Source organism: Streptomyces sp. yr375 (genome assembly GCF_900110755.1).
Lineage (GTDB): Bacteria > Actinomycetota > Actinomycetes > Streptomycetales > Streptomycetaceae > Streptomyces.
Window position 1 is genome coordinate 20664 of record NZ_FOFF01000036.1, and the last position, 26664, is coordinate 47327.

Genomic DNA, 26664 nt, shown 5'->3' on the forward strand with positions numbered 1-26664 from the left:
ATCTTTGGGCAGTTCAAAGAGAGATGGTTATAGGACGCTTCCAAGCGGACATAAGTACAGTGAAGTTGGCAGCCAACTTCAGCAACATGGTCAAACTTTCAGATGGTTGGCCGATGGGTTCCCTTCCGGAGGGGAGCCGGGAGCCCGAACGGTCGACACCGACGTACAGCCACAACTGAACATCGCAGCACAGCCACAACTGAACAGACAAAAAAGCAGAACCGCACAGCCACAACTGAACAGTCACAACGCAACAGCTACGGATGCACGAACGAACACCGAGACCTTCCCCCCGACCGAAAGGAGCCGTCAGAACATGTCCGGGCACCAAGGGCGCCCGGACGTGCGCAGCAGGGCGTCGGCCCGTCGAGCGGCGCCCGCTCGTTCTTCCCGGAGCCTGCCCAGCGCCGCCAGCCGCCCCGCCGACTCGTCACCCAGCCACAGCGTCGCCAACTCGGCGACGTCCAGGGTGAGTTCGGCGCTGCGGGTGGTCGGCGTACAGGAGGCGCCGTCGGGGGTCGCGTCCAGCAGGAAGCGGCCTCCGGCCAGCCCGGCCCGGTCGACGACCTCCACGACCAGCGTGCCCGCCGTGTCGTACGTACGCGCCTGAAGAGCCTGTACGACGTCCAGGATCCGCACCCACAGCCAGTCCGCCTGCGTGCTGACGCGCGCCGCGCGCGGGTCGGGCAACAGCAGCGGAAGCAGGTCGTCCGGGGCCCGCCAGCCCGACTTGACCTGCGTGATCCAGTCGATGGAGCAGAGGTAGTGCCACAGGGCGCGCTCGGCGGCCGGGGTCACCGCGAGCAGCCAGTTCACGGACGCCGTGTTGCGCGGCTGCTTGGCGTCGCTCCATCGGTCGTCCGCCTCGTACGAGACCATGCCCTCGACCGTGCCGTCCGCCGCCCGGTACACCGCGTAGAAGGGCTCGGTCCAGGCGCGGCCGTTCGACTCCAGCACGCCGGTGTCCGTGGCCCACCAGTGCTCGTTGCGGCTGACCGCGCCGGGCTGGGCGAGCCGCAGCCGCTCATGCAGGTCCGGACCGGCCTTGCGGACCTCCTCGGGATCGGCGAGGTCGATCCGGCCGCCGCCCTCCGTGTCCGCCAGGCCGCCGTGGCCCGGTCGGCGCGGGTCGAGGCCGGCCCGGGGGACGTCGATCGTCCACTCGGTCGTCGTGGTGGCCGGGCCGAAGCCGTACCGTCCGTAGATCCGGTACTCGGCGGCGATGAGGGTGGCGACGACGTCCCCGCGGTCCTTCGCGGCCGTCAGGTCGTCGCCGATCAGACGGGTGAGGAGACCGCGGCGGCGGTGGGTGGCCACGACGGCGACGTTGGAGATGGCGTCGGCGCGGACGGGGGCGCCGCCCACCGCCGTCAGCTCCTGGTCGAACGAGCGGAACGTCGCCACGCACCGGCCCGCGTCGAAGGCGCCCGAGGTGCGGGAGCCCGCCATCGCGGTACGGCGGTCGGCGAGGTGCCGGTCGGAGACGGTGGGCGGACGCAGGAAGCCCGTGTTGAGGGCGCGTATCCAGTCGGGAATCTCGGCGTCGGTGATCTGGCGTACGTCGGTCATACGGCCACGGTAAGCAGGTGAGGGGCGGTCGCGCGGAGATTTTCCCGCCCCCGCCCGTACCGCCCCCGCTCGTACCCGTACCGCTCCCGGCGTCACACCAGCAGGTCCTCCACCTGCGCCTCGCCCTCCCGGTACCGGCGCGTGATCTCCGCGCCCGACTCGTCGGCCGTGCGCTGGAGTCGCTGGCGGCGGCTGGAGACCTGCTGTTCGTAGCGCACGAGGCGGGCCATCGCCTCGTGGAGTTCGGGGTCGGTGCGGGCGTCGAGGTCGGACAGTTCGACGTCGGCGAGCATGTCGGCGGCCAGCCGCCGGTACTCCTCGCTGTGCGGGGTGCCCAGCGTGACGTGCCGGGCCGAGGAGCGGTGGCGGGCCGGGGCGTCGGTGAGGATCTCCGACAGCCGGTCGACCACGGACGCCGCACCCGTCGGCGACCGCCGGGCCAGCTCCGCGCGCAGGATGTCGATACGGCCCTGGAGCAGCCGTCGTACATAGCTCAGGTCGGCCTCGTCGCGCTGGGCGTCCCGGCGCAGGGTGCGCAGCTCGGGCAGGCTCAGCCGCAGCAGGTCGTGCTCCGGTGGTTCCGTGGGCAGCACGGGGCTGTCGCTGCGCTGTGCCGGCGGCCGCTGTGTGGCAGGCCGCCCGGTACTCGGTGTGCTCATGTCCCTCTGCCCCGTCCCCTCGGCCGGCGTGTGGTGGAAGCATCGTGCCACCCCAAGTCGCCGCTATGTGACCGAGTCCCCCCGAACGGCCCCAGATAGGGGCTTAAGGATCAAAAATGGGCCCCCGCGCGCCGGTTGCCGGGGACCCGGCATCATGGTCGGCATGCGAGCGGTGGTGCAGAGAGTGGACGGCGCGAGCGTCGTCGTGGACGGCGAGACGGTCGGGGAGATCAGCGGCGAGGGCCTGTGCGTCCTGGTCGGGGTCACCCACGAGGACACCAAGGAGAAGGCGGCCCAACTCGCCCGCAAACTGTGGTCGGTGCGCATGCTGAAGGACGAGAAGTCGTGCAGCGACATCGACGCACCGCTCCTCGTGATCAGCCAGTTCACGCTGTACGGCGACGCCCGCAAGGGCCGCCGCCCCACCTGGAACGCGGCCGCCCCCGGCGACGTCGCCGAGCCCCTCGTCGAGGAGGTCGTCGCCCAACTGCGCGCGCTGGGCGCGACGGTGGCGACGGGCCGGTTCGGCGCGCAGATGCGCGTGTCACTGACGAACGACGGCCCGTTCACCGTCCTGCTCGAGATGTAGCCCGAGATCCAGCGGGACCACCGGGAGGGGAACCAGGGGGGAACTAGGGTTCGACGACGACTTCCTGGGCCGCCGCCGTCGTCCCCGCCACCAGCGGGGCGTCCAGCGGGACGTTGCGCTTCACCAGGGCCAGGGCCACCGGGCCGAGTTCGTGGTGGCGGGCGGACGTGGTGATGAAGCCGATCTTGCGGCCGTCGGGGTCCTCGGTGGCGACGCGGAGTTCGGTGCCGGCCGGCGGGAGGAGCACCTCGCTGCCGTCGAGGTGCAGGAAGACGAGGCGGCGGGGCGGCTTGCCGAGGTTCTGGACGCGGGCGACCGTCTCCTGGCCCCGGTAGCAGCCCTTCTGGAGGTGCACGGCCGTACCGATCCAGCCCAGCTCGTGCGGGATGGTGCGGTGGTCGGTCTCGAAGCCGAGGCGCGGCCGGTGCTGCTCGACGCGGAGCGCCTCGTGGGCGAGGATCCCGACCGGCGGTCCGGCCTGCTCGGCGTACGACTCCAGGTCGGCGCGCGGGAGGAAGAGGTCGCGGCCGTAGGCGGTCTCTCGGACGACGGCGCCGGGCGGGACGGACGCGATCGACCCGGCCGGGAGGTGCACGACCGCGGTGTCCGCGGTCCGGTCGGCGACCTCGACCCGGTAGAAGAACTTCATCGACTCCAGGTAGGCGATCAGCGCGTCCTGCGTGCCGGGCTCGACGTGCGCCCAGACCGTCTCACCGTCGTCCACCAGGTAGAGCGCGTGCTCGATGTGGCCGTGCGCCGAGAGGATCAGCGCCTCGGTCGCCTGGCCGACGGGCAGGTCGGTGACGTGCTGGGTGAGCAGCAGGTGCAGCCAGCTCAGCCGGTCCGCGCCGGTGACGGCGACGACTCCGCGGTGCGAGAGGTCGACGAACCCGGCGCCGTCGGCGAGGGCACGCTGCTCACGGAACAGGTCGCCGTAGTGGCCGGCGACACCTTCGTCCACACCCTCGGCGGGGACGGCGCCGGGCAGGGACAGCAGAGGGCTCTTCATACGCCTAAGCCTACGACTCGGTAGTTGAAGCCTTGGCAGTTGAGGCCTTAAGGGAGCAGTCCTTGCAGCGGCCGAAGATCGCGAAGTGCTTCATGTCGGTCTCGAACCCGAAGCTCGACTTCAGCTTGGCCCGGAACTCGGCGGCCACCTGCACATCCGCCTCGATCACGTTCTGGCAGTCCCGGCAGACGAGGTGGATGTGGTGGTGCCGGTCGGCGAGATGGTACGTCGGCGCGCCGTGCCCCAGATGGGCATGGCTGACCAGCCCGAGCTCCTCCAGGAGCTCCAGGGTCCGGTACACGGTGGAAATGTTGACCCCCGACGCCGTCTTCCTCACTTCCACGAGGATGTCGTCGGGGGTCGCGTGCTCCAGGGTGTCCACGGCTTCGAGCACGAGTTGCCGCTGCGGGGTCAGCCGGTAGCCGCGTTGCCGCAGATCGCTCTTCCAGTCGGTGCTTCCAGTGTTCACCACACCGAAGAGTCTAGGACTACTTGAAGAAGGCGATCCCGTCGTCCGGCATGTCGTCCGGGAGGGCCTTCGCCCAGCGTTCGACGTCTTCCGGGGTGACGACCTTCTTCAGGTGGGCCGACATGTAGGGGCGCAGCTCGACCTCGGGGGTCTGCTTCTCGCCGACCCACATGAGGTCGCTCTTGACGTAGCCGTACAGCCGCTTGCCGCCGGTGTACGGGCCGGAGGCGGCCGTGCGGGCCACCGCGTCCGTGACCAGGTCGATCTGCGGCTTCTTGGCGGCCAGCTCGCCGTACCAGATCTCGACCACGCCGTCGTCGCGGACCATGGTCACCTCGACCTTGCGGTCGGCGTCGATGCGCCAGAAGCCGGACTCCGACTCCAGGGGGCGGACCTTGTTCCCGTCGCCGTCCAGGACCCAGGTGTGGGAGTGGTACTCCAGGAAGTCACGGCCGTCGTGGCCGAAGGTGACCTCCTGTCCGAAGTTGCACTTCTCGGAGCCGGGGAAGTCGTGCACGCCCGCGCCCGCCCAACTGCCGAGCAGGAAGACGAGCGGGACGAGGTCCTTGTGGAGGTCGGACGGGATCTCGATCATGAGTGGCAGTTCCTGGACTGGACTGGACGGGGTCGGTCAGCGCTGGCCCTGGTACAGCTTCTTCACGGTCAGACCGGCGAAGGCGAGGACGCCGACGCAGACCAGGACCAGCAGGGCTTCGAAGAAGATCTCCACGGGGTGCTCCTCGGATGAGCGTGGTTCGGTACACGTACAGCTTCGGTACACGTACGACAGGGCCGGGGCCCAGCTTACGGGTCGGCCGGGAAGCGGGCTCTGCAGGGCCACCGTCCGCGTGGGCGGGGTGATTACGATTCGGGCATGGCGAAGAAGCTCGTGATCAAGGTGACGGCGGGCGCCGATGCGCCCGAGCGGTGTTCTCAGGCGTTCACGGTCGCGGCGGTGGCCGTGGCCAGCGGGGTCGAGGTCTCGCTGTGGCTGACCGGGGAGTCCGCGTGGTTCGCGCTGCCGGGCCGGGCCGCCGGGTTCGAGCTGCCGCACGCGGCCCCGCTGCCCGACCTGCTCGACTCGATCCTCGCGGGCGGCCGCCTCACCCTGTGCACCCAGTGCGCGGCCCGCCGGGACATCACGGAGAAGGACGTCATCGAGGGCGTACGGATCGCGGGGGCGCAGGTCTTCGTACAGGAGGCGCTGGGGGACGAGACGCAGGCGCTCGTCTACTGAGACAGCCGTCTCAGAAGACAGCGCCGGGGCCGGCTACGGGCGGCGTTTCTTGCCGTCCAGCTCGTCCCACCACTCGTCGGACTTCGGGTCGCCGGAGGGGTCGTCCCACCAGCGGTCCTCGGGGCCGCGCCGGTTGGCGACCATCGCGGCGACCGGCGGGATGACCATGGCGACCACACACATCCCGACGGCCACCGGCACCGACCAGAGCCGCACGACGGCCCAGGCCAGGACGAACAACCCGATGCAGGTGCCCATCATGGCGAAGTAGACGTGCCTACGGCGGGCGTACATACGTCCAGGGTAGGCCCGGGTACCGGGCACGGCGAAGGGCCGTACCCCGGTGCGTGGGGTACGGCCCTTCGGCGCGGCGCTGTCGTCAGACGGCGATCGCGACCTCCGCGAGGCCGCCCGTCTGGGCGACGACGGTACGGTCCGCCGTGCCGCCCGGAACGAGGGCGCGGACGGTCCAGGTGCCTTCGGCCGCGTAGAAACGGAACTGTCCGGTCGCCGAGGTCGGGACCTCGGCCGTGAACTCGCCGGTCGAGTCCAGCAGGCGGACGTATCCGACCACCGGCTCGCCGTCGCGGGTCACCTGACCCTGGATGGTGGTCTCACCGGGCTTGATCGTCGAGGCGTCCGGGCCGCCGGCCTTCGCTCCACACATGTCTTGGTTTCCTTCAGGTCGCAGCGATTACGCGGTTACTTGTTGGCGCCGAGCTCGATCGGGACGCCGACCAGGGAGCCGTACTCGGTCCAGGAGCCGTCGTAGTTCTTGACGTTCTCCACGCCGAGCAGCTCGTGCAGCACGAACCAGGTCAGGGCCGAGCGCTCGCCGATGCGGCAGTACGCGATCGTGTCCTTGGCCAGGTCGACCTGCTCGTCGGCGTACAGCTCCTTGAGCGCGTCGTCCGACTTGAAGGTGCCGTCGTCGTTGGCGTTCTTCGACCACGGGATGTTGCGGGCGGACGGGACGTGGCCCGGACGCTGCGACTGCTCCTGCGGGAGGTGGGCCGGCGCGAGCAGCTTGCCGCTGAACTCGTCGGGCGAGCGGACGTCGACCAGGTTCTGCGTGCCGATGGCCGCCACGACGTCGTCGCGGAAGGCGCGGATGGCGGTGTTCTGCGGCTTGGCGGTGTAGGACGTCTCGGGGCGCGCGGGCACCTCCTCGACCAGCTCGCGGGCGTCCAGCTCCCACTTCTTGCGGCCACCGTCGAGCAGCTTGACGTTGTCGTGGCCGTACAGCTTGAAGTACCAGTAGGCGTACGACGCGAACCAGTTGTTGTTGCCGCCGTACAGGATCACCAGCGTGTCGTTGCCGATGCCCTTGGCCGACAGGAGCTTCTCGAAGCCCTCCTGGTCGACGAAGTCACGGCGTACCGGGTCCTGGAGATCCTTGGTCCAGTCGATCCGGATGGCGTTGCGGATGTGGTTCTTCTCGTACGCGGACGTGTCCTCGTCGACCTCGACGATGGCGATGTCGGCGTTGTCGAGATTGGCCTCGACCCAGTCTGCGTCGACCAGGACGTCGCTGCGGCTCATGCTCGTTCTCCTCCGGGGCAGGTGCGGCGGGGGTGTGCAAGAAAGAGGGGTGCGCGGCCGGGTCTCGCCGGCGGCCGGCGCACGGATGCCCTTGGGTGAGGGCGCCGGGAGGCGCGGAAGGCCGGCGGCGCTTCCGCTCAGAAGGGGCGACAGAGCATGGCGGCGACGCGGCACAGGTCTACTGCCCGCCGCTTCGTGAGATCCGCCTGTCGCTGCATCATGCCGTCGATCGTAAGGACGGACAGGCGGCCGTGTCACCAGGGCTCCGCATGGTGAGACGCGATCGTCCGGATACTGGGACATGCGAAGCGCCCGGGCCGTCGGTGTGCGGCTTCCGGGCGCTTGTATCCGCCATCACGGCTACGGTACGGACGGCGGCGTCTCGCCTGTCGGACGGCGCCTGTCCAGCAAAGGTCACTGAAGGTCGGCCAGAGGTCGGCCAGAGGTCAGGCCTACCCGGCCAGCTTGACGTTCGAACCCTTCACCGAGATCTCCACACCGTTCTTCCCCGCCACGACCTTGTCGAGCTGGATCCCGCCGGGCAGCTCGTCGATCTTCTGCTGGAAGTCGGTGATCGAGCGCACCTCGTTCTCGGCGGCCTGGACCCCGCCGAAGCTGGGCAGCGAGTCCGCGTGCACCCGGACGGTGTCGCCCGCGACGGTGACCGTGCTCAGCACGTACACGGGCTGCGGCAGCCTGGTGCCGAGGACGGTGGCCTCGACGGCGACCTTGATCTTGCCGTTGCCGCCGTCGGAGAGCCCGACGACGCTGGCGGTGACGCCCGGCATCACCTGCGTCGGCTCGGACTTCGCCGTCTTCAGCAGCTCGGCGTAGGTGATGGACGCGGTGCCGGTGGCGCTGGTCGCGGTGGCGGAGCTGTAGTCGCCGGAGAACTCGACGCCCTTCATGTCCGCCTGGAGGTCGTCGATCCGTATCGACCGACCGCTGGTCCCGGTCGCCGCCTCGTAGTCCTTGATGCCGATCTCGACGTCGTCCAGCGAGCCGCCCACGACCTGGGTGAGGAACGGGAAGCCCTTGATGGACACGTCCGGGGTGGCGGCGAGGCCCTCGCTGGTCTTCAGCTTGTCGGCGACCTCGCCCTGCGCGAAGTTCACGGCGAGCCGGTCCGCGAGGGCGAACAGGCCGCCCAGGATCACGACGACGACCAGCAGTATTCGAAGCGCACGCATGCGGTGGTTCCCCCTGACATCACTGACGACGGTTCAAGGTAACCCGCACGGCAAGGGCCGTCGCCGAATTGTCGATCACCTGTGACAGACCCTTGCCTCGACTTGAAGTCCCTTATGCCAGCGCCCGACCCAGCACGTACACCGCCGGTGCCGCGGCGGCCAGCGGCAGGGCCACGCCCGCCGTGAAGTGGACGAAGCGGGAGGGGTAGTCGTAGCTCGCGACCCGGTGGCCGATGAGCGCGCAGACGCCCGCGCCCGCGCCGAGCAGCGCGCCCTTCGCGCCCATCCCGGTCATCCCGCCGACCGCGATGCCCGCGCCCGCCGCGGCGAGCAGCGCCACGACGACGGAGGCGGGGGTGGGCAGCGGCAGCGCGCGGGCCAGCACGGCCACGGCCACGGCAGCCGCGCCGACGGTCACCGCGTCCGGTTCGGCACCGAGGTGTCCGGTGGCCAGGACGGCCAGCGCGGAGGAGGCGACGGTCGCCATCAGACCGGCCATGCGCTCGTCCGGGTCGGCGTGCGAACGCAGGTTGAGGACCAGGCAGAGCAGCACCCACACGCCGAGGGTGCCGAGGATCGCGGCGGGCGCGTTCGCCCGGCCGGCGACGAGGAGTACGACGTCCGAGACCAGCGCGCCGAGGAAGGCGAGGGCGATGCCCTGCCGGGCCGGCCACATGCCGTTCAGCCGGAACCAGCCCGCCGCCGTGACGGCCTGGAGGACGACGAGCGGGACGAGGAGCGCGTACGAGCCGATCGCCGCCCCGCCGGAGAGCAGCAGTCCGAGCAGCGCCGTGAGCGCGGCGGGCTGCATCCCCGGCTCGATGATCGGCGACCGCCCCTCCAGCCGGGCCCGCTGGGCGTCGGTGAGACGGGCGTTGCCGGGTGCCGATTCAGGTGCGGGCGCGGGCACGGATGCGGGTGCCGACACCTGTGCGGCGGCCGGGGACACGTACGGCGTGTAGGCCGCGGGAGCGAGCGTCGGCTGCACGCTGGTCTCCCAGGTCTCGCCCTGCCACTGCTGCGTGTGCTGGGCGTCCTGGGCGTACTGCGGGTGGGCCTGCGGGTCGTCGTACCCCGGCTGCTGCCCGGGCCACTCCCGCTGGTCGTAACCCTGTTGCCCCTGCTGCTCCTGCTGCCCCGGGTACCCCTGGGCCTGCGGATACGGCTGGTACCCCTGCTGGCCCTGTTGCCCTTGGTACGGCTGATACGGCTGATACGGCTGATACGGCTGCTGGTCGGACATCGTCACCCTCCTGCGAACGGCGGGAGCACCTCGACCGTGCCGCCGTCGGCCAGCCGTACCGTCTCATGTGCGCGGGTGCCCACGGGGTCACCGTCGATGAGGAACGAGCATCGCCGCAGGACACGCACCAGTTCGCCGGGGTGTCGCGTACGCGCGGCGTCGAGGGCCTCGGCGAGGGTGTCCGCGTCGTGCGGCTCCTCGGCGACCCCGGCCGCGGCCTTGGCGGCCGCCCAGTAGCGCACCGTGACCTTGGGCATCGGTTTCCTCAATCGATCGGCTGTGTACACGGTCAGGCTAGCCCGCCCGGGTGGCCGCCCAGTCCCCGATCCGGGCCAGCAGCCGATCGTCGGCCGCGTGCTCGGCGTGGCCCATGCCGGGCTCCAGCCAGAGTTCGCCGTGGTCACCGGCGGCCTCGGCGAGCATCCGGGGATGGTCGAGGGGGAAGTAGCCGTCCTGGTCGCCGTGCACGATCAGCAGCGGGGTCGGCGCGATCCTCGGGACCGCCTCGACGGGCGACAGCGGTACGGGGTCCCACTCGCGGCGGTCGATCCGGGTCCGGAAGCCGTAGCGGCCGACGAGGCGGCCCTCGGGGCGGGTGACCAGCCAGTGCAGTCGGCGCATGGGGGCCGTGCCCCGGTAGTACCAGCGGGCGGGGGCGCTCACGGAGACGACGGCGTCCGCCGCCCCCGCCTGCAGCGCCGCGTGCCGCAGGACGACCGAGCCGCCCATCGAGAACCCGACCGTCACCACGCGCGCGTGCCCGAGCGAGCGCGCCCACTCCACCGCGGCGGCCAGGTCGAGCACCTCGCGGTCGCCGACCGTCGAGTGCCCGCCGGAGCGGCCGTGCCCCCGGAAGGAGAAGGTGACGACGGCCCCGTACCGGCCGAGGGCGGACGCGATGCGCCGCACGTGCGGGCGGTCCACGTCCCCCGTGAACCCGTGCGCGATCACGAACACGGTCGCGGACGCGGACGCGGACGCGAACGCGGGATGACCGGCGGGTGACGTACAGGCGTCGTATACAACGCGACCCGGTTCGTATACGGAATCGATCGAAATGCCATCGCCGGTGGGCAGAAACGTCCGCAATGGTGCGTGCGTGCCCGTCTCGGTATCCGGACGAACGGTGGAAGGTGCCGCATGACCTGCCGGACTGCTGCTCATGTGGGCTATTCTGCTGGACAGAGGACTCGGGCAGCGTAGCCCCCGGGTCCTTTTGTGCTTTCGGGAGCGTTGTATACGAAGTGGCGACCGGGCGGGAAACGCCAGGTGACCACGGGTGTACCGGGCCTTCGGGAACGCAGAAGCCGTGCCGTAGTACCGCAGTGCCGCAAACGTCCTCGCAGGGACCGAGGAGGAACCAGACGTATGAGTTCTCTGCTGCTCCTGACCAACGCTCTCCAGCCGTCGACGGAGGTGCTCCCCGCTCTCGGCCTGCTGCTGCACAACGTGCGCGTGGCTCCGGCGGAAGGCCCCGCCCTCGTCGACACCCCTGGTGCCGACGTCATCCTGATCGACGGTCGCCGTGATCTGCCCCAGGTCCGCAGCCTGTGCCAGTTGCTGCGCTCCACCGGCCCCGGCTGTCCGCTCGTCCTCGTCGTGACCGAGGGCGGCCTCGCCGCCGTCACCGCCGACTGGGGCATCGACGACGTCCTCCTCGACACCGCGGGACCGGCCGAGGTCGAGGCGCGTCTGCGGCTGGCCATGGGCCGCCAGCAGATCGTCAACGACGACTCCCCGATGGAGATCCGCAACGGCGACCTGTCCGTCGACGAGGCGACCTACAGCGCGAAGCTGAAGGGCCGGGTCCTCGACCTCACCTTCAAGGAGTTCGAGCTCCTGAAGTACCTCGCCCAGCACCCGGGCCGCGTCTTCACCCGCGCCCAGCTCCTCCAGGAGGTCTGGGGGTACGACTACTTCGGCGGCACCCGCACGGTCGACGTGCACGTACGACGGCTGCGCGCGAAGCTCGGCCCGGAGCACGAGTCGCTGATCGGCACCGTCCGGAACGTGGGTTACCGATTCGTTACCCCCGAGAAGGGGGAGCGCGCCGCGGACGAGTCGAAGGCCAAGGCGGACCGGCCGGAGCAGGCAAACACGGAGGATGCGGACAACGCGGCCGCCCTGGACGCCGAAGGGATCCCGGCGGAGCCGAGTACCCGCCAGTAGGCCCTCTACCTGCTCGGACAGGGTGCCGCTTCCGCACGGGGAAGCGAGGCGGAAGCGGCAGAGAAGCTTCCTTACGCCCTGCCCAGAGCCGGTCCATCCGCGTAGACTCCGTGGGTGGCCAAGGTGACTCGGGATGATGTGGCGCGGCTGGCGGGGACATCCACCGCCGTCGTGAGTTATGTCATCAACAACGGACCTAGGCCGGTAGCACCGGCCACGCGCGAGCGTGTCCTCGCCGCCATCAAGGAACTGGGGTACCGGCCCGACCGGGTGGCCCAGGCGATGGCGTCCCGGCGCACGGACCTCATAGGCCTGATCATTCCGGACGCCCGTCAGCCGTTCTTCGGCGAGATGGCGCACGCGGTCGAGCAGGCCGCCTCCGAGCGCGGAAAAATGGTGCTGGTCGGCAACACCGACTACGTCGCCGAGCGCGAGGTCCACTACCTGCGGGCGTTCCTCGGCATGCGCGTCTCGGGCCTCATCCTCGTCAGCCACGCGCTGAACGACCTGGCGGCGGCCGAGATCGACGCGTGGGACGCCCGCGTGGTGCTGCTGCACGAACGCCCCGAGGCGATCGACGACGTCGCCGTCGTCACCGACGACCTGGGCGGGGCCCAGCTCGCCGTCCGTCACCTCCTGGAGCACGGTCACCCGTACGTGGCCTGTGTCGGCGGCACCGCCGAGACGCCGTCGGTCGGCGACCCCGTCTCCGACCACGTCGAGGGCTGGCGGCGCGCGATGGCCGAGGCCGGGCTGAGCACCGAGGGCCGGCTCTTCGAGGCCCCCTACAACCGCTACGACGCCTACCAGGTCGGTCTGGAGATCCTCGCCGGGCCGCACCGCCCGCCGGCGATCTTCTGCTCCACCGACGACCAGGCGATCGGCGTGCTGCGCGCGGCGCGCGAGCTGCGCATCGACGTGCCGGGCGAGCTGGCGCTCATCGGCTTCGACGACATCAAGGAAGCGGGCCTGGCTGACCCGCCCATGACAACGATTGCATCGGACCGCTCGGCGATGGCCCGCGAGGCCGTCGACCTCGTCCTGGACGACGGCCTGCGGGTCGTCGGCTCCCGGCGCGAGCGGCTGAAGGTCTTCCCGTCGAGGCTGGTGCTCCGCAGGTCCTGCGGCTGCGCGTAGGCCTCCCGGGCTCCAGCGAGGCTTTATTTCGGGCATACGAGGTTCTGCCGGGCTTCTCAGGGAGCACTCAGGGAGCTCTCATGGTTGAGCGGCAAGCTTCTTTCCATGACCGAGAGCATCCGCCGCAGCGGCGAGTACGAGAACTCCACCTCCCCCATGGGTTCCTCTCCCGTGAACCCCGAGTGGCCGCCCCCGCCGGCGTACCAGCCGGAGTACCAGGCGGCGGCCGGCAGCCACGGTAACTACGCCGGTCACGGCGGCTACGGTGACGGCCACGACGGCGGAACCGCTCTCCTCACCCCGCCTGCCGGGGAGCCCGCGCACGGCGCTCCCGGCAAGAAGAAGCGCACCCGTGGCCCGCTCGCGCTGCTCGCCGCCGTGGCGATCGTCGCGGCGGCGATAGGCGGCGGCACGGCGTACGGCATCCAGGAGCTGACCGGCAAGAACGAGGTGGTCTCCTCGTCCACCACGACCAGTGTGGTGCCGTCCAGCAAGACCGGTGACGTCGCCTCGATCGCCGCGGCGGTCAGCCCGAGCGTCGTCGAGATCAGCGCCACCCTCAGCAACGGGTCGTCCACCGGCTCCGGCGTGATCATCACGACCGACGGCGAGATCCTCACCAACAACCACGTCATCTCGGGCGCGAACTCGATCAAGGTGACGACCAGCGCCGGCACGTCGTACACCGCCAAGGTCGTCGGCACGGACAGCAAGAAGGACCTCGCGCTGATCAAGCTGGAGAACGCGTCCGGTCTGAAGGCGGCGACCCTCGGCGACTCCGACGGCGTCAAGGTCGGTGACACGGTCGTGGCGATCGGCTCGCCCGAGGGCCTGTCCGGCACCGTCACCAGCGGCATCGTCTCCGCCCTGAACCGGGACGTGACCGTCTCGACGGACGAGAGCCAGAGCCAGAGTCAGAGCCAGCAGGGCGACGGCAGCGGCAACTGGCCGTTCCAGTTCGGCGGCCAGCAGTTCAACGGCGACACGGGTACGTCCACGACGACGTACAAGGCGCTCCAGACCGACGCCTCCCTCAACCCCGGCAACTCCGGCGGCGCGCTCATCGACGCGGGCGGCAACATCATCGGCATCAACTCCGCGATGTACTCCGCCGCCGCGGGCTCCTCGTCCTCCGACGCCGGCAGCGTCGGCCTCGGCTTCGCCATCCCGATCAACACCGTCAAGGCCGACCTCGCCACACTGCGGGCCGGCGGCTCCGACAACTGAACGTCCACCGAACATCCACTGACCGCGTAGGGAGTACGTCATGATCAAGCAGGTTTCGCACCAGGTGACCGGCTTCGGCGCGGCCGACCTCGCCCTGGCCCTCGACGTGGCCCACGAGCTGCACGCGCCGGTCGCGGCGGTGGAGCGGACGGTGGTGCGCGCCCCGGAGGTGGCGGCCCCGCATCTGACGACGGCCCCGCAGTTGATGGGCCTGCGCGTCACGGCGGCCCGCCCGCACCTGCGCAAGGTTCCGTTGAACCGGCTCGCGGCGATGCGCGGCTGATCACACCGCGACCCGCTCTTCACGCGCACACCGGGAACCGTGCGAGGCTGAAGCCACCCAGCACGTTCAGCAGGCCCCAGCCTCCCGTCCGTCCCACCGCACCCGAGGAATACACGCCCATGAGCCCCGCCGAAGGCGACCGTGACACCCAGCGCATCCTGATCGTCGACGACGAGCCGGCGGTGCGCGAAGCACTCCAGCGCAGCCTGGCCTTCGAGGGCTACGACACGCAGGTCGCGGTCGACGGCGCGGACGCCCTGGAGAAGGCCACGTCCTACCACCCCGACCTGGTGGTCCTGGACATCCAGATGCCGCGCATGGACGGCCTCACCGCCGCCCGCCGCATCCGGGGCGCGGGCGACACGACGCCCATCCTGATGCTGACGGCCCGCGACACGGTCGGCGACCGCGTGACGGGACTGGACGCCGGTGCGGACGACTACCTGGTCAAGCCCTTCGAACTCGACGAACTCTTCGCCCGCGTACGGGCGTTGCTGCGCCGCAGCTCCTACGCGGCGGCGGCCGGAGTGGAAGCGCCGGCGGACGACGCCCTCACCTTCGGCGACCTGCGCATGGACCTCGCGACGCGCGAGGTGACGCGGGCCGGTCGCCCGGTGGAACTGACCCGCACGGAGTTCACGCTCCTGGAGATGTTCATGGCACACCCGCGCCAGGTCCTCACCCGTGAGCAGATCCTGAAGGCGGTCTGGGGCTTCGACTTCGAGCCGTCGTCCAACTCGCTGGACGTGTACGTGATGTACCTGCGCCGCAAGACGGAAGCCGGCGGCGAACCGCGCCTCGTGCACACCGTGCGGGGCGTCGGGTACGTCCTGCGACAGGGCGGCGCGGAGTGAACAAGCTGGTACGCCGCTTCCGGACCCTCCCGATCCGGGCCCGCCTGTCGATGCTGGTCGCTGCCGCTGTGGCGTTCGCGGTGGCGGCGGTTTCGGTGACGTGTTGGTTCATCGTGCAGGGCAAGTTGTACGACCAGGTCAACGCGGACCTCAACAAGATGTCGCAGCCGCAGCGGTGGAGCGACGTACAGGGCCTGCTCAGCACCTGCCCGCAGAAGCCTGTCGAGACGGATCTGAGCGGCCTGCGGGCCCACGGCTCGTACTACCTCCAGCTCGTCAAGAAGGACGGCACCGCCTGCGTGTCCGCGACCTCCACGGGCGTGGTGAAGGTCTCTGACGAGGACAAGGACGTCATCAAGAACGCGGACAGCGGTGAGGGCACCTACCGCAACGGCACGGACTCCGAGGGCAATTCCGTCCGCGTGCTGACCATCCCCCTGATGGTCAGCGAGGGCATGGGCTCGCCGCCACAGCAGTACCCGGACACGGCACTGCTCATCGCCACCCCCCTCAAGGGCACCGAGGGCACCCTCAACGATCTCGCGCTGATCCTTCTGCTGGTCTCCGGCGTCGGCGTCCTCGGAGCCGGGGCCGCCGGACTCGCGGTCGCCCGGGCCGGCCTGCGCCCCGTCGACAAGCTCACCGAAGCCGTCGAACACGTGGCCCGCACCGAGGACTTGAGCATCCGCATCCCCGTCGAGGACGAGAGCGACGACGAGATCGCCCGGCTCTCCCGTTCCTTCAACTCGATGACCTCCTCCCTCGCCAACTCCCATGAGCTGCAACAACAACTCATCGCGGACGCCGGTCACGAACTCCGCACCCCCCTGACGTCCTTGCGGACGAACATCGAGCTCCTCACCCGAAGCGAGGAGACGGGCCGTCCGATCCCGGAGGCGGACCGCAAGGCGCTGCTGGCGTCGGTAAAGGCGCAGATGACGGAACTGGCTTCCCTCATCGGCGACTTGCAGGAACTGTCCCGCTCGGAAGGCCAGCGCGGCGAACGCGTTCAGGTGGTGTCGCTGGAGGACACGGTCGAGTCGGCGTTGCGCCGAGCCCGCCTGCGCGGCCCGGAGTTGACGATCAACGCGTCCCTCGATGCCTGGTACACGAGGGCCGAACCGGCCGCGTTGGAGCGGGCGGTGGTCAACATCCTGGACAACGCGGTGAAGTTCAGCCCCGAGGGCGGCACGATCGACGTCCAGCTCACCGAGGGCACCCTGACCGTCCGCGACCACGGCCCCGGCATCCCCGAGGACGAACTCCCCCACGTCTTCGACCGCTTCTGGCGCTCCCCCAGCGCCCGCGCCCTCCCCGGCTCGGGCCTGGGCCTCTCGATCGTCGCCCGCACGGTCGAACAGTCCGGCGGCCAGGTCACCCTGGCCCGCGCGGACGGCGGCGGCACGGTGGCGACGATACGGCTGCCGGGGGCGGCTACTCCTCCGCCGGAAGCCCCGTAGCGGGATCGGCTTCCTGCCAGAAGACCTGTTCCACGACGATCTGGGGGTCTTCCACACGTGGCACGAAGGTGTAGGTGAGCCAGCCGTTTCCATGGTCGAAGAAGAGGATGCGAGCACCCTTCGGCCGACTGGACAGCGCTGGCTCGACCGTCATGCCGTCAGGCAGATTCGCATCGGTTTCGATGCCTCGGAAGTACGGATCCTTCACCGTGACCAGTTCGGCACGGACGGCGTAGACCATCTCCTGCGCATGCGCAGGCAGCGCTTCGAGGACCGCGAGAGCATCGAGCCGCCAGTCCATCTGCCAAGGCGGCCCCATAAAACCATCGGTCACTCGCCGGGCTCCAGTTTCTGCACCCGGTGGCGGATCTTCGACGCCTCTTCGAGGAGGGCCTTCGCCTCGGCGAGGTCGGTGGATTCCGAGGCCCGGAGTTCGAGATCGTGTACGTGTTCGTCCAGCTCGGGGTCCCTGGCCAGGGCATACTCACCCCACCAGCGGGCCATGAAGGCGAGCACGGGGCTCAGGTTGTAGGCGTCGGCGATCGCCCACTTCCAGTGCTTGTCGAAGTCGGGCAGCAGCAGCGGAGTGTCTGCGGCGATGGCCTCACGCAAGGCCAACGGGGTCCGCTCGGGCATCGGGGGGATGGTCTGGTCGTTTTCCGTTGCGTGAGCAGTCATGGTCAATGCCCTCTTTCGACGCGCCGTCTTTACGACCATAGCCGCCTCGCACTCCGTGGATCTGTCGTTCGTGTCGTGGTCACGAGATCCAGCATGTCGGCGGCGATGCCTCGACCATCAGGCCTTCCGGCATATGTCACCCGAACGTGCACCCACCGGCTTCCCCCTTCACCCCCGCAACGAATCCGGCCCAGGAGCGGCCCGAGAAGACCACCGGCCGGGCGGCGGGCACCTTGCTGTCCCGCACGGGAACGACCCCGGCGTAGCCGTCGGCGACCTCGACGCAGTCGTTGGCACCCCCGCCGCTGTAACTCGACTTACGCCACACGGCGCTGCTGAGGTTTGGGGGTCATCGCACATCACCCCTGATCTTCGTCACGAACGGAGTCCACGCGGTGGCCCCGAATACGAGCTGCGGGCCGTCCGGCACCTTGCTGTCCCGCACGGGAACGACCCCGGCGTAGCCGTCGGCGACCTCGACGCAGTTGTCGTCTCCTCCGTCGCTGTAGCTCGACTTACGCCAAGCGGCAGCGCTGGGATCGGAGGTGTGGTTCATGATCTGTGCTCCTCAAGTACGTTCCTGAGGAACGCCAGCGAGTCCGAGGGGGACAACGCCAGGTCCCGGAGCCGATCGTAGGCGAGGCGACGCAGTTCAATGTCCTCCGGAGCTTCGAACAGCTCTCCCCGGGTGTTGCCTTCCGAGTAGGCAACACAGCTTCCGTCCTGCTGCCAGAGCATCGACAGCGTTCCCTGCATGAGGTGGTGCGTCCCGGCAGAAAAAGGCACCACCTGGAAGGTCACGTTCGGCCACGTCGCGACGTCCTCGATGTGCCGCAACTGCTCCTCCCAGACCTTCGGGTCGGGCACCGGACGTCGAAACGCGACCTCGTCCACGAGGAAGCGCACGACAGGTCGCGGATTCCGCCGCAGCAGATACTGCCGTCCGAGACGACCTGCCACACGTTCCTCTACCAGATCGTCGTCCTTCTCAGGTGTTGTCAGGAACCAAGACAACACCCATCGGGCGAAGTCCTCGGTCTGAAGAATCCCCGGCACACCCAACGAGAACTTCCAGATGGTCCGCGCTGTCTCTTCCAGTCCCATGAACCGCTTGTACTGGTTCCTGAACGCGTCGAGCCGAGCGACCCTCCAATGCCGAACCAGCAGCTCACCGGCACCGTAATACGTGTCCAGGTCCTCCATCACCGTCACCTTGGACAACCGCTCGCCCGACTCCAGGCGACTCAGGTAACTCTTGTCGTACCCGGTCTCGTCGGCCAATTGCCCCAGCGACTTCCCAGCCCTCTCCCGCAGGAACTTGAGGGTGTCGGCGAGCACCGCCCGCCCGGAATCGCCCTGCGCGTCAACCTGTTCAGCCACGTCACTCCTCCCCGTTGTCTGGCGCCCCAGACAACACCGAACCCCTTCCGCAGAGTACGTCGCATCAGTGACGATCGAGGCACGAACGGTAATCACCGCTCGTCAGACCAGCACCACGACACCACGACAGAAAAACCCCCGCGGTCGACTGCAATCGACCCGGGGGCGTGGCCGACGTGCAAGAGAAGGAGACCGCCAGCATGAGGGAACGTATCGCGGGTTTCCGCGAGTCGCTACTGCGCACACTCGCGCGAATCCTGTGGCCCGCCCGACACCGCGCCGCCGTCCAGCCCGAACCGCCCCGTCAGGAGCCGCCGCCGCCCCCGGTCGACGCCCCGCCCAAACGCGTCCCGCACCTCCTCAGCATGGCGCGGCTCCAGGAGCTGTACGCGATCGACCGGCTTCGTGAACTCGAAGAAGAGGAGGCCTCCAGGTGAGCAACGCCCCTGAGTCACCGGCGACTTCCGCCGGCGGGCTCCGGCTGCTGCCCTGGACCAACCTCGACGGCAAGCCCTGTTACCTCGACACCGACGACGACCAGAGCCGCCTGTCGCTCCTCGCCGACAACGTGGAGGCATCCCAACTCGCCTCTGCCGAACACGTGTTGGCGGGAGCCAAAGCCGTCCTCGCGGACACCAAGGCCGGCGAACGGGCCGTACGCTTCGCGCTCACGCGGGCCGCCGAGTCGCTGGCGGACGTCATGCGGATCGCGGTCAGCCGGGGCGAGCGGATCCCGGCGGGTGTCTCAGGCGACGGGTCGTGGTGATTTCCTCGGTCGCGGAGCGGAAAGGATCAGCTCCGCGACCGAGGCATTCCCCCGTTGCGGGAACAACAATGCCCGGACGCCGTCCCGATGTCGTTCGCAGCCGGTCCACAGTTCCTTGGCTCTGCGTCTACTCCGGCCTACTCGCCCTCGGACAAGGCCTGTTGGCGGTAGTCCTTGGGGGAGAGGCCGTAGGCGGCGCGGAAGGACCGGGTGAAGTCGGAGGCGCGGGGGTAGCCCCAGCGGGCGGCGATGGTGTGGATCGGCGTGCAGCACAGCGAGGGCGTCGCCAGGTCCCGGCGGGCGCTCTCCAGGCGTCCGCGACGGATCCGGGCCGCGACCGTCTCACCCTGCGACTGCTGCTGGAAGATGCGGTGCAGGTAGCTGACCGAGATGTGGTGCGCGGCGGCGATCAGCGGGGGCGACAGTTCTGGGTCGTGCAGGTTCTGCCGGATGAACGCCTGGATGCGTTCCGCCGTGGCCCGGCCGCGGGTCTCGGGCTCCAAAGCCGCCTCCGCCTCCAGCAGTTGGGCGAACCAGGCCGACAACAGGTCCAGTACGACCGTCCCCAGGCGGGGCGCGTCGGACGGCTGGAGGACGTCGGCCTGCCGCTCCAGCCCCAGGAGGAACTCCGCCAGCAGCACACCGATCCCGTCCTGCCCCGGCAGCCCCCGGCCCAGCAACTCCCGTACCCGGTGCGGCGGCAGAGGCAGCAGCACCTTGGGGAAGTCCACGGCCATGCCCCCGACGACAGGGCCCTGACGGTCGTCCGCCGCCGACCTGACGTCGTACGGCTGCGAGCTGTCGGCCAGGTGCAGGTCCCGTGGGGTGAACGTGCTGGCCCGCCCGGCGTGGTCGAGGGCCAGCCCGCCGTCGGTCAGCAGCGTCAGGTGATACAGCTCGGGGTCGGACCGGCGCACCATCTGCGGGGTCCGCCGGTAGCGCGTCGGCCGGAACGACATCCGGCTCACGGTCACCGGGCCCAGTTCCATCAGCCGGTGCTCCGCCCAGAAGTCGGCGGCGTGGTCGCTGATGATCTCGCTGGAACGCGTCCGGCCGACCAGTTCCCGCCAGTAGTCGAACCTGTCCTCCGCGGGCACGTCCTCGCTCCGGAACACCGTCCCGATCATTTCGCTTCCTCTCCGGTCGCCGGTCTCCGGCTCTCCGTCTCTTCCGCCCCCTCATCGCGGCAACCTTTCCTCCTCCGGCTGCGACACCCAAGTGACCTGGCTGGACCTCCAGTTACCCCCCACTTGATCGGAAGCAGCCGTGAGCGAAACCCGCAGCACGTCCCGTCGCCGACGACGTCACCACCGCCGCAGGAACGCCCTGCTGGTCGGGATCCCCCTGGCGCTGACCACCGCCACGGCCTCCGCGACCTCCGCGACGGCCACGACCACCCACCTCGCGGGGGTCATCGCTGTCACCGACGTCGCCGACGGCTTCGCCTCCGTCAACGCCCTCGGCCAGAACGGGACTTACGGCGGCCGGGACGGCAGGACCGTCACCGTGAAGACACTCTCCGAACTGGAGAAATACGCGACCGCGTCCGAGCCGTACGTCATCGTCGTCGCGGCCACGATCACCGTGGATCCCGTCGGGAAGGAGATCAGGGTTCAGTCCGACAAGACCATCATCGGGGCCGGGACCACCGGGCAGATCGTCGGCGGCGGTTTCTTCCTCGGGCAGGGCGTCCACAACGTCATTATCCGGAACCTGACGATCCGCGACGCGTACCAGGGCGTCTGGAACGACAAGGAACACGACCTCGACGCCGTCCAGTTGGACGGCGCGCACCACGTCTGGATCGACCACAACGACCTGCGGCACATGGCCGACGGGCTTATCGACAGCCGGAAGGACACGACCTACCTGACCGTCTCCTGGAACAAACTGAGCCAGGACAACAAGGCGTTCGGCATCGGCTGGACCGACAACGTCACCGCCGACATCACGATCCACCACAACTGGATCCGCGAGACCGAGCAGCGCAACCCGTCCACGGACAACGTCGCCCACGCGCACCTGTACAACAACTTCCTGGAGGACGTGGCGGGGACCACCATCCAGTCCTCGTACGGGAATTACTCGCGCGGCAGGACCAACATGGTCCTGGAGAACTCCTACTTCCAGGGCATGACCAACCCCGTCGTCCGGGACGCCACCGCCACCCTCGTCCAGCGCGGCAACGTCTACTCCGGCACCAACGGCAGGAACGAGAGCGGGGGTTCGGGCGCGGCCTGGGATCCGAGGACGTACTACCCGTACACCCCGGACAAGGCCGCCGACGTCCCCGCGCTCCTCAAGTCGGGTGCCGGTCCGCGCGGTTCGGCCGCCGCCGGAACCTCCGATGGAACCGCCGGCAAAACCGCCGCCGCCGTCACCACGCTCACCGTCGCCAAGGACGGCAGCGGCCAGTACGGGACCGTGCAGGCCGCCGTGAACGCCGTACCGGCGAACAACCCCTCGCGCGTCGTGATCGCCGTGAAGCCGGGCACGTACCGCGAGTTGGTGAAGGTCCCCGCCAACAAGCCGCACGTCACCATCCAGGGCACCGGCGGCAGCCGTACGGACACCACGATCGTCTACAACAACGCGTCCGGCACGCCGAAGCCCGACGGCTCCGGGACGTACGGCACCGGCGGCAGCGCCACCGTCGCCGTCGACGCGGACGACTTCCAGGCCCGCAACCTGACCCTCTCCAACGACTTCGACGAGGCCGCCCACCAGGACATAGCCAACCAGGCGGTCGCCCTGCGCACCTCCGCCGACAAGGTGTTCCTCGACGGCGTCGTCGTCAGCGGCGACCAGGACACGCTACTGGTGGACACCGCGTCCAAGGACCGGCTGGGCCGCGTCTACATGACCGACTCCTCCGTCATCGGCAACACCGACTTCGTCTTCGGCCGCGCCACCGCCGTGATCGACAAGTCCGTCATCACCCTGAAGAAGCGCTGGAACGGCACCTCGGCCGGCTACGTCACCGCCCCCAGCACGGCCGCGAACCGCAAGGGCATCCTGATCGCCAACTCCACGGTGAACGGGGCCGTCTCCGACCGCAGCTTCTACCTCGGCCGGCCCTGGCACGCCGGCGGCGACGCCACCCTCGACCCGCAGACCACCATCCGCAACACCTCCCTCGGCGCCGCGATCAAGACCACACCCTGGACCGACATGAGCGGCTTCTCCTGGAAGGACGACCGGTTCGCCGAGTACCAGAACACCGGCGCGGGCGCGGGCCCCGCGAGCGGCGACCGCCCCCAGCTCACCGCCGCCCAGGCCGCCGGCCAGGAGGTCGCGGACTGGCTGGGCGACTGGACGCCCAGCGCGTCCTGACGGGTCGGGCGCCGTCCTACTTGCCGGCCGCGTAGACGGCGCCCATCACGATCATCATGATCGTCATCGACGTGGCGAACCACACCACCGCGCCCTTGCCGGCCTTCGTCGTCGGGTCCTCGACCCACCGGTAGTAGTCCCGGGTGATCGTGCCGCGCACGGGGGCCAGCGTGAGCGGGAACATGACCATGACCGCCGCGTAGAGATAGAGGGTCTCGGGCAGCGTGTCGTGCTGAACCAGGCCACGCACGCCCAGACCGATGACGCCGATGACCGGCATCCAGAACTGCTTCTTCTTGTACTTCGGTATCTGGATGATCCACTGCATCGCGGCGAGGTTGACGATCGTCGCCCCCGCCGCGATGAGGATCCAGACGCTGGTGGACAGCGACAGGAACATGGGGAGTCCTAGAAGATTGAGTCCCAACCATCGGAAATGGTGTCCCCGATGTCCGACACGGCGTCACCGGCCGAGTCCCACGCAGTGGTCGCGTAGGTGACCGCCGGGCCCACCATCTCATGGCCGATCCGCGTGGCGGTCAGGGTGCCACTCTTCAGGCCCTGCGCACCCCACTCGATGGCTTGGGACATGCCCGGGACCTTGATCTTGCCCAGGGCGAAGCCGCCGGTGAGGGCACCGACCGCCAGACCCGCGACGGAGCCGAAGAACGCGTCGGAGGTGAACCCGTCGGTGAAGCCGGTGATGACGGCCGAGCCGATACCGGTGACCCACGAGATGGTTCCGAACACGCCGGCGGCCGCCTCGCCGAAGGGCGGCGGAATGAGCAGGCTGAACGCGGCCGCGGTTCCGGAGAAGGCGCTGACCGCGTTCAGCACCTGCGCGAAGTTCTGCCAGTCCTTCTTGCTGCCCCAGCCGTCGGGGCTGTCGACCTTGTCGTTGCCGCTGCCGCTGGAGGGGTCGACGCCGTTCTGCTTGTTCTGCTTCGCCGTCTCCGCCGCCTTGCGCGCGGCTTCGGCGAGCTCCTGCTGCCGCTTCTGCACCGCCGTCGCGCGAGCCTCGGTGGCTGCCTTGGCGGCGGCCGCGGCGTCCTTGCCGGCCGCGTCGGCGGAGGCGCGGGCCGCGTTCGCCGACGCCTGCGCCTGGCTGGCGGACACGACGGCGGCAGCGGCGGAGGCCACGGCCTGGTTCGCCGAGTAGTTCGCCTGCCGTGCCGCGGTGCGCGCGGACGCGGCGGCGGCCTTCGCCTTGTCCGCGGACGCCTGCGCGTCCTTCGCGGACTGCTCGGCGGCGTCCGCGTTCGCGTCGGCCTGCGTGGCGTATTCGCCGGCCTTGGCGGCGGACGCCTTCGCCTTGTCCGCCCACTTCGCCGCGTCCGCCGACGCCTTGCGCGCCTCGGCCGCGGCCTTCGACGCCTCGTAGGCGTCCTTCTGCGCGTCCTGGGCGATCTTCGCGGCGCGTGCGATGGAGGCCCTGATGGCCGCGACGTGCGTGGCGGCGTCGTAGTCGAGCTGCGCCGTGCGGTGGCACACGGTGGTGACGAAGTCGCGGCGCATCCACGTCGGGCCCTCGAGGGCCACCTGGGCGGCCGCCTTGGTGTAAGGGCCGGCCGTGTTGAGGATGGTGAAGACGGCGACCTCGTCGTCCTGCTTGACGTTGTCGACGTACGTGGTGAAGAAGCCGTGCAGGGCCTGGGGCGAGCCGTCGTTCAGCGCGGCCTGCGCCGACGCCGAGACCGCCTTGCCGGGATTGCCGTTGAGGATCCTCAGGACGGCGACGCGGTTGTCCTCCGCGGCGGCTGCCTTGATCCCGGTGGTCAGGAAGGTGCCCACGGCGCCCGTGTCGGCGGCGCCCAGTGCCGCCGAGGCGGCGTTCGCGACGTTCTCGGTGGACACCTTCGCCACGGCGAGGACCGTTTCGCGGTCGTCCTGGTTCTGCGCGATCTGCCGGTCGGCGGCGACCCAGGCCAGGACGTCCTCGTCGGCTCCGGCGAGAGCGTGCTCGGCGGCGTCCCGGCTCCAGGTGCCGATCGTGGTGGAGATCAGGTTCATCGCGGCCTGGCGGCCGACCGAGACGGCCTGCGCGGTGTCCCCGGCGGCGTACGCCTTCTCGGCCTTGGCGATGAGGTCCCTGGTCGCGGTGTCGAGGGCGTCGGACTGGGTGGTGGCCTTGCGGGCACTCTCCCGGTCCTCCGCCTCCGCGCGGGCCATCTCCCGGGCCTCGGCGAGGGACTGCTCGAGGTCCTCGGCCAGCTTCTTCGCCTCGGACTCGCGGGCTGCCTTCTCGACGGCCTCGGCGTCCTGGACGGCCTTCACCGCGGCCTCGGCGGCCGTGACCGACTCGTTCGCCCACTTGGTGGCCGTGGCGGCGAACTCGGCCGCCTTGACCGCGCCGTCCGCCGCGGCCTTGGCCGCCTTCGCCGCGTTCTCGGCGTGGGTGGCGGCGGAGTTGGCCGCGTCGCGTGCGGCGGCAGCGGCCTGCGCGGCGGTGTTGGCCAGCGACTGCGCGGTGTTCGCGGCACTGGTGGCGCGGGCCGCCTGTGCGTTGGCCTCGGCGGCGGCCGCCTTGGCGGCGGCGGCCTCGGACTGGGCGGCACCCGAAGCCGCGGCCGCGGTGGCGGCGGCCTGGGCCGCGGCGGCGGAGTCGCGGGCCGCGCCGGCGGCGGCCGAACCGGCCGCCGCCGCCTGGTTGGAGGCGGTCGCCGCCGCATCGGCGGCCTTGGCGGCCGTGCGGGCCTGGCTCGCCGCCTTGTTCGCCCCGTCGGCGGCCAGGCGCGCGGCCTTGGCCTTGGAGGCGTCGTTCGCCGCGGCGATGGCGGCGGAGTAGGCGGCGGACGCGGCCCGTCCGGCGGTCGCCGCGGCCTGGGCGGCCGCGGTGGCGGCGTACGAGGCGCGGCGGGCGGCGGAGTGCGCGGCCGCGGACGCCTGGATGGCGGTGCGGGACGCGGCGGCGGCGCCCTGTGCGGCGGACGCGGCCTTGCGGGCCGCCTTGCCGGACTTGACGACGTCGTCGCGGGCCGCGGCGGCCTCCGCGGCGGCTTCCTCGGCGGCCTTTTTCGCCTGGGCGGCGGCCTCCTTCGCCTTGGCGGAGGCGGCGACGGCCCGGTCGGAGGTGAGCTGGGCCCGCCTGCCCTCGCGTTCCACGATCGCCACGAGCTGTTCGATGGTGGCGGTCTCCCGGTCCCGGGCGCGCGCGATGTACTGACCGGTGTTCAGGAACCAGTGGATCGCGGAGGGGCTGCCGTCGTCCAGGGCGCGCTCGGCGTACTTCTTCACCTCCGGGGAGGCGTTGTTGAGGATGGTGAAGACCTCGGCCCGCTCGTCCTCCCGGCGGGCGGTGATCTGGGTGTTCAGCAGGAAGTCGGTCAGGGCGTCGCCGGTGCCGGCGTCGAGGGCCTTCTGCGCCTCGCGCTTCACGCCCGTGCCACCGCTGTTCAGGATGGTCAGGGTGGTGACGCGGAGGTCTTCCAGCTCGGCGGTCCTGAAGCCGCCGGACAGGAAGGCGGTGACGGCGTCGTCGCCGGCCGTGAGCGCGGCGGCGGCATCGCGGGCGGTGCCCTTGCCGGTGGCGGGCAGCGCCTTGAGGAGGGCGAAGCGGTTGTCCTCGGCGGTGGCGCGCGCCAGATCCCCGGCCAGGAAGCGGTCGATGTCGGCGGCGGAGCCGGTCAGCGCCTGGGTTGCCGCGCTCTTGACGGACCGTCCGCCGATCTTCCACGCGGTGACGACCTTCGCGCGCGCGGTGTCCGGGAGTTGAGGGAGCCTCGGCAGGTCCGTGGACCCTGCGGAGGCGGCGGTGGCGGCGGTGGCGGCGGCCAGAGCTCGGGAGGGCGCCGCGAGAGAGACCGCGGTGGCAGCGGTGGCGGAGCCGGCGACGGCGAGAATCCGGCGCCTGCTCCAGTAAGTGGTGTCCAA

The 26664-nt window shown here is 70.2% G+C and carries 32 protein-coding genes; 11 read left to right on the forward strand and 21 right to left on the reverse strand.

Going from position 1 to position 26664, the window contains the following annotated elements; translation table 11 throughout:
- Window positions 1-309 precede the first annotated feature (309 nt).
- A complete protein-coding gene (locus tag BMZ82_RS28085; RefSeq protein ID WP_093780190.1) occupies window positions 310-1569 on the reverse strand; it encodes a GNAT family N-acetyltransferase in 1260 nt (419 codons plus the stop codon).
- A 92-nt stretch (window positions 1570-1661) separates the two neighbouring features.
- Window positions 1662-2228, reverse strand: coding sequence for an RsiG family protein (locus BMZ82_RS28090; RefSeq protein ID WP_093780191.1), 567 nt, complete (start codon window positions 2226-2228; stop codon window positions 1662-1664).
- 163 nt (window positions 2229-2391) lie between these two features.
- Between BMZ82_RS28090 and dtd the strand changes: the two genes are divergently transcribed.
- Complete coding sequence (dtd, locus tag BMZ82_RS28095) at window positions 2392-2817, forward strand: D-aminoacyl-tRNA deacylase (RefSeq protein ID WP_093780255.1); 426 nt, start codon at window positions 2392-2394, stop codon at window positions 2815-2817.
- Between the two features lie 43 nt (window positions 2818-2860).
- Here the strand turns inward: dtd and BMZ82_RS28100 are convergent, their stop codons facing one another.
- The 3 genes from BMZ82_RS28100 to BMZ82_RS28110 are packed head-to-tail and all read right to left on the reverse strand — an operon-like array spanning window position 2861 to window position 4890.
- Window positions 2861-3826: a CAF17-like 4Fe-4S cluster assembly/insertion protein YgfZ gene (locus BMZ82_RS28100; RefSeq protein ID WP_093780192.1), complete on the reverse strand. Its 966-nt coding sequence runs from the start codon at window positions 3824-3826 to the stop codon at window positions 2861-2863.
- A gap of 10 nt (window positions 3827-3836) precedes the next feature.
- Window positions 3837-4298: a Fur family transcriptional regulator gene (locus tag BMZ82_RS28105; RefSeq protein WP_093780193.1), complete on the reverse strand. Its 462-nt coding sequence runs from the start codon at window positions 4296-4298 to the stop codon at window positions 3837-3839.
- Window positions 4299-4314: 16 nt separating this feature from the next.
- A complete protein-coding gene (locus BMZ82_RS28110) occupies window positions 4315-4890 on the reverse strand; it encodes a heme-binding beta-barrel domain-containing protein (protein WP_093780194.1) in 576 nt (191 codons plus the stop codon).
- A 279-nt stretch (window positions 4891-5169) separates the two neighbouring features.
- Between BMZ82_RS28110 and BMZ82_RS28120 the strand changes: the two genes are divergently transcribed.
- The gene (locus BMZ82_RS28120; RefSeq protein ID WP_093780195.1) at window positions 5170-5532 is read left to right on the forward strand and encodes a DsrE family protein; all 363 of its coding nucleotides are present in this window, start codon (window positions 5170-5172) and stop codon (window positions 5530-5532) included.
- Window positions 5533-5565: 33 nt separating this feature from the next.
- Here the strand turns inward: BMZ82_RS28120 and BMZ82_RS28125 are convergent, their stop codons facing one another.
- The 8 genes from BMZ82_RS28125 to BMZ82_RS28160 all read right to left on the reverse strand — a co-directional run bounded on the left by BMZ82_RS28125 (window position 5566) and on the right by BMZ82_RS28160 (window position 10671).
- Window positions 5566-5826 carry a DUF3099 domain-containing protein gene (locus tag BMZ82_RS28125; protein ID WP_093780196.1) on the reverse strand — a complete coding sequence of 87 codons (261 nt, stop codon included), beginning with the start codon at window positions 5824-5826 and terminating at the stop codon, window positions 5566-5568.
- Window positions 5827-5911: 85 nt separating this feature from the next.
- Window positions 5912-6199, reverse strand: a complete 288-nt coding sequence (locus BMZ82_RS28130) for a DUF1416 domain-containing protein (RefSeq protein ID WP_093780197.1) — start codon at window positions 6197-6199, stop codon at window positions 5912-5914.
- 35 nt (window positions 6200-6234) lie between these two features.
- On the reverse strand, window positions 6235-7074 hold the full coding sequence (locus BMZ82_RS28135) for a sulfurtransferase (protein ID WP_093780198.1): 840 nt from the start codon (window positions 7072-7074) through the stop codon (window positions 6235-6237).
- A 137-nt stretch (window positions 7075-7211) separates the two neighbouring features.
- A complete protein-coding gene (locus BMZ82_RS42810; protein WP_350818853.1) occupies window positions 7212-7295 on the reverse strand; it encodes an Ms5788A family Cys-rich leader peptide in 84 nt (27 codons plus the stop codon).
- A gap of 231 nt (window positions 7296-7526) precedes the next feature.
- Window positions 7527-8264, reverse strand: a complete 738-nt coding sequence (locus BMZ82_RS28145) for an LmeA family phospholipid-binding protein (protein WP_093780199.1) — start codon at window positions 8262-8264, stop codon at window positions 7527-7529.
- Between the two features lie 112 nt (window positions 8265-8376).
- On the reverse strand, window positions 8377-9507 hold the full coding sequence (locus BMZ82_RS28150) for a hypothetical protein (protein ID WP_093780200.1): 1131 nt from the start codon (window positions 9505-9507) through the stop codon (window positions 8377-8379).
- Window positions 9508-9509: 2 nt separating this feature from the next.
- Window positions 9510-9764, reverse strand: a complete 255-nt coding sequence (locus tag BMZ82_RS28155) for a MoaD/ThiS family protein (protein WP_093780201.1) — start codon at window positions 9762-9764, stop codon at window positions 9510-9512.
- A 37-nt stretch (window positions 9765-9801) separates the two neighbouring features.
- The gene (locus BMZ82_RS28160) at window positions 9802-10671 is read right to left on the reverse strand and encodes an alpha/beta hydrolase (protein WP_093780202.1); all 870 of its coding nucleotides are present in this window, start codon (window positions 10669-10671) and stop codon (window positions 9802-9804) included.
- Between the two features lie 204 nt (window positions 10672-10875).
- On the opposite strand from BMZ82_RS28160, the gene BMZ82_RS28165 reads away from it, so the two are divergent.
- From BMZ82_RS28165 to BMZ82_RS28190, 6 genes are all read left to right on the forward strand, one after another.
- Window positions 10876-11676, forward strand: coding sequence for a response regulator transcription factor (locus BMZ82_RS28165; protein WP_093780203.1), 801 nt, complete (start codon window positions 10876-10878; stop codon window positions 11674-11676).
- A 114-nt stretch (window positions 11677-11790) separates the two neighbouring features.
- Window positions 11791-12813, forward strand: a complete 1023-nt coding sequence (locus BMZ82_RS28170) for a LacI family DNA-binding transcriptional regulator (RefSeq protein ID WP_093780204.1) — start codon at window positions 11791-11793, stop codon at window positions 12811-12813.
- Window positions 12814-12918: 105 nt separating this feature from the next.
- Window positions 12919-14040 (forward strand): S1C family serine protease, encoded by a 1122-nt coding sequence (locus BMZ82_RS28175; RefSeq protein ID WP_093780205.1) that lies wholly within the window; start codon window positions 12919-12921, stop codon window positions 14038-14040.
- A gap of 40 nt (window positions 14041-14080) precedes the next feature.
- Window positions 14081-14323, forward strand: coding sequence for a hypothetical protein (locus tag BMZ82_RS28180; RefSeq protein WP_093780206.1), 243 nt, complete (start codon window positions 14081-14083; stop codon window positions 14321-14323).
- A gap of 119 nt (window positions 14324-14442) precedes the next feature.
- On the forward strand, window positions 14443-15177 hold the full coding sequence (locus BMZ82_RS28185) for a response regulator transcription factor (RefSeq protein ID WP_093780207.1): 735 nt from the start codon (window positions 14443-14445) through the stop codon (window positions 15175-15177).
- Window positions 15174-16637 (forward strand): HAMP domain-containing sensor histidine kinase, encoded by a 1464-nt coding sequence (locus BMZ82_RS28190; RefSeq protein ID WP_093780208.1) that lies wholly within the window; start codon window positions 15174-15176, stop codon window positions 16635-16637. Before BMZ82_RS28185 ends, BMZ82_RS28190 begins: the two co-directional genes overlap by 4 nt.
- Here the strand turns inward: BMZ82_RS28190 and BMZ82_RS28195 are convergent.
- The 5 genes from BMZ82_RS28195 to BMZ82_RS28215 form a co-directional block, all read right to left on the reverse strand.
- Window positions 16612-16971, reverse strand: coding sequence for a hypothetical protein (locus BMZ82_RS28195; RefSeq protein WP_093780209.1), 360 nt, complete (start codon window positions 16969-16971; stop codon window positions 16612-16614). The genes BMZ82_RS28190 and BMZ82_RS28195 overlap by 26 nt on opposite strands.
- Window positions 16968-17273, reverse strand: a complete 306-nt coding sequence (locus BMZ82_RS28200) for a DUF6247 family protein (protein ID WP_256252149.1) — start codon at window positions 17271-17273, stop codon at window positions 16968-16970. The genes BMZ82_RS28195 and BMZ82_RS28200 overlap by 4 nt, the downstream gene beginning before the upstream one ends.
- A 178-nt stretch (window positions 17274-17451) precedes the next feature.
- The gene (locus tag BMZ82_RS28205; protein WP_093780211.1) at window positions 17452-17643 is read right to left on the reverse strand and encodes a DUF397 domain-containing protein; all 192 of its coding nucleotides are present in this window, start codon (window positions 17641-17643) and stop codon (window positions 17452-17454) included.
- A 21-nt stretch (window positions 17644-17664) separates the two neighbouring features.
- Window positions 17665-17871 (reverse strand): DUF397 domain-containing protein, encoded by a 207-nt coding sequence (locus BMZ82_RS28210; RefSeq protein ID WP_093780212.1) that lies wholly within the window; start codon window positions 17869-17871, stop codon window positions 17665-17667.
- Window positions 17868-18695: a helix-turn-helix domain-containing protein gene (locus BMZ82_RS28215; RefSeq protein WP_093780213.1), complete on the reverse strand. Its 828-nt coding sequence runs from the start codon at window positions 18693-18695 to the stop codon at window positions 17868-17870. The genes BMZ82_RS28210 and BMZ82_RS28215 overlap by 4 nt, the downstream gene beginning before the upstream one ends.
- A 200-nt stretch (window positions 18696-18895) precedes the next feature.
- Between BMZ82_RS28215 and BMZ82_RS28220 the strand changes: the two genes are divergently transcribed.
- A complete protein-coding gene (locus BMZ82_RS28220; protein ID WP_143098925.1) occupies window positions 18896-19132 on the forward strand; it encodes a hypothetical protein in 237 nt (78 codons plus the stop codon).
- Window positions 19129-19461, forward strand: a complete 333-nt coding sequence (locus tag BMZ82_RS28225; protein ID WP_093780215.1) for a hypothetical protein — start codon at window positions 19129-19131, stop codon at window positions 19459-19461. Before BMZ82_RS28220 ends, BMZ82_RS28225 begins: the two co-directional genes overlap by 4 nt.
- Window positions 19462-19598: 137 nt before the next feature.
- Here BMZ82_RS28225 and BMZ82_RS28230 read toward each other — a convergent pair whose 3' ends face one another.
- Window positions 19599-20588, reverse strand: a complete 990-nt coding sequence (locus BMZ82_RS28230) for a helix-turn-helix domain-containing protein (protein ID WP_093780216.1) — start codon at window positions 20586-20588, stop codon at window positions 19599-19601.
- Window positions 20589-20727: 139 nt separating this feature from the next.
- On the opposite strand from BMZ82_RS28230, the gene BMZ82_RS28235 reads away from it, so the two are divergent.
- Window positions 20728-22794 (forward strand): pectinesterase family protein, encoded by a 2067-nt coding sequence (locus BMZ82_RS28235; protein WP_093780217.1) that lies wholly within the window; start codon window positions 20728-20730, stop codon window positions 22792-22794.
- 16 nt (window positions 22795-22810) lie between these two features.
- On the opposite strand, the gene BMZ82_RS28240 is transcribed toward BMZ82_RS28235, so the two are convergent.
- Window positions 22811-23194 carry a hypothetical protein gene (locus BMZ82_RS28240; protein WP_093780218.1) on the reverse strand — a complete coding sequence of 128 codons (384 nt, stop codon included), beginning with the start codon at window positions 23192-23194 and terminating at the stop codon, window positions 22811-22813.
- Between the two features lie 8 nt (window positions 23195-23202).
- A complete protein-coding gene (locus BMZ82_RS28245; protein ID WP_093780219.1) occupies window positions 23203-26664 on the reverse strand; it encodes an ALF repeat-containing protein in 3462 nt (1153 codons plus the stop codon).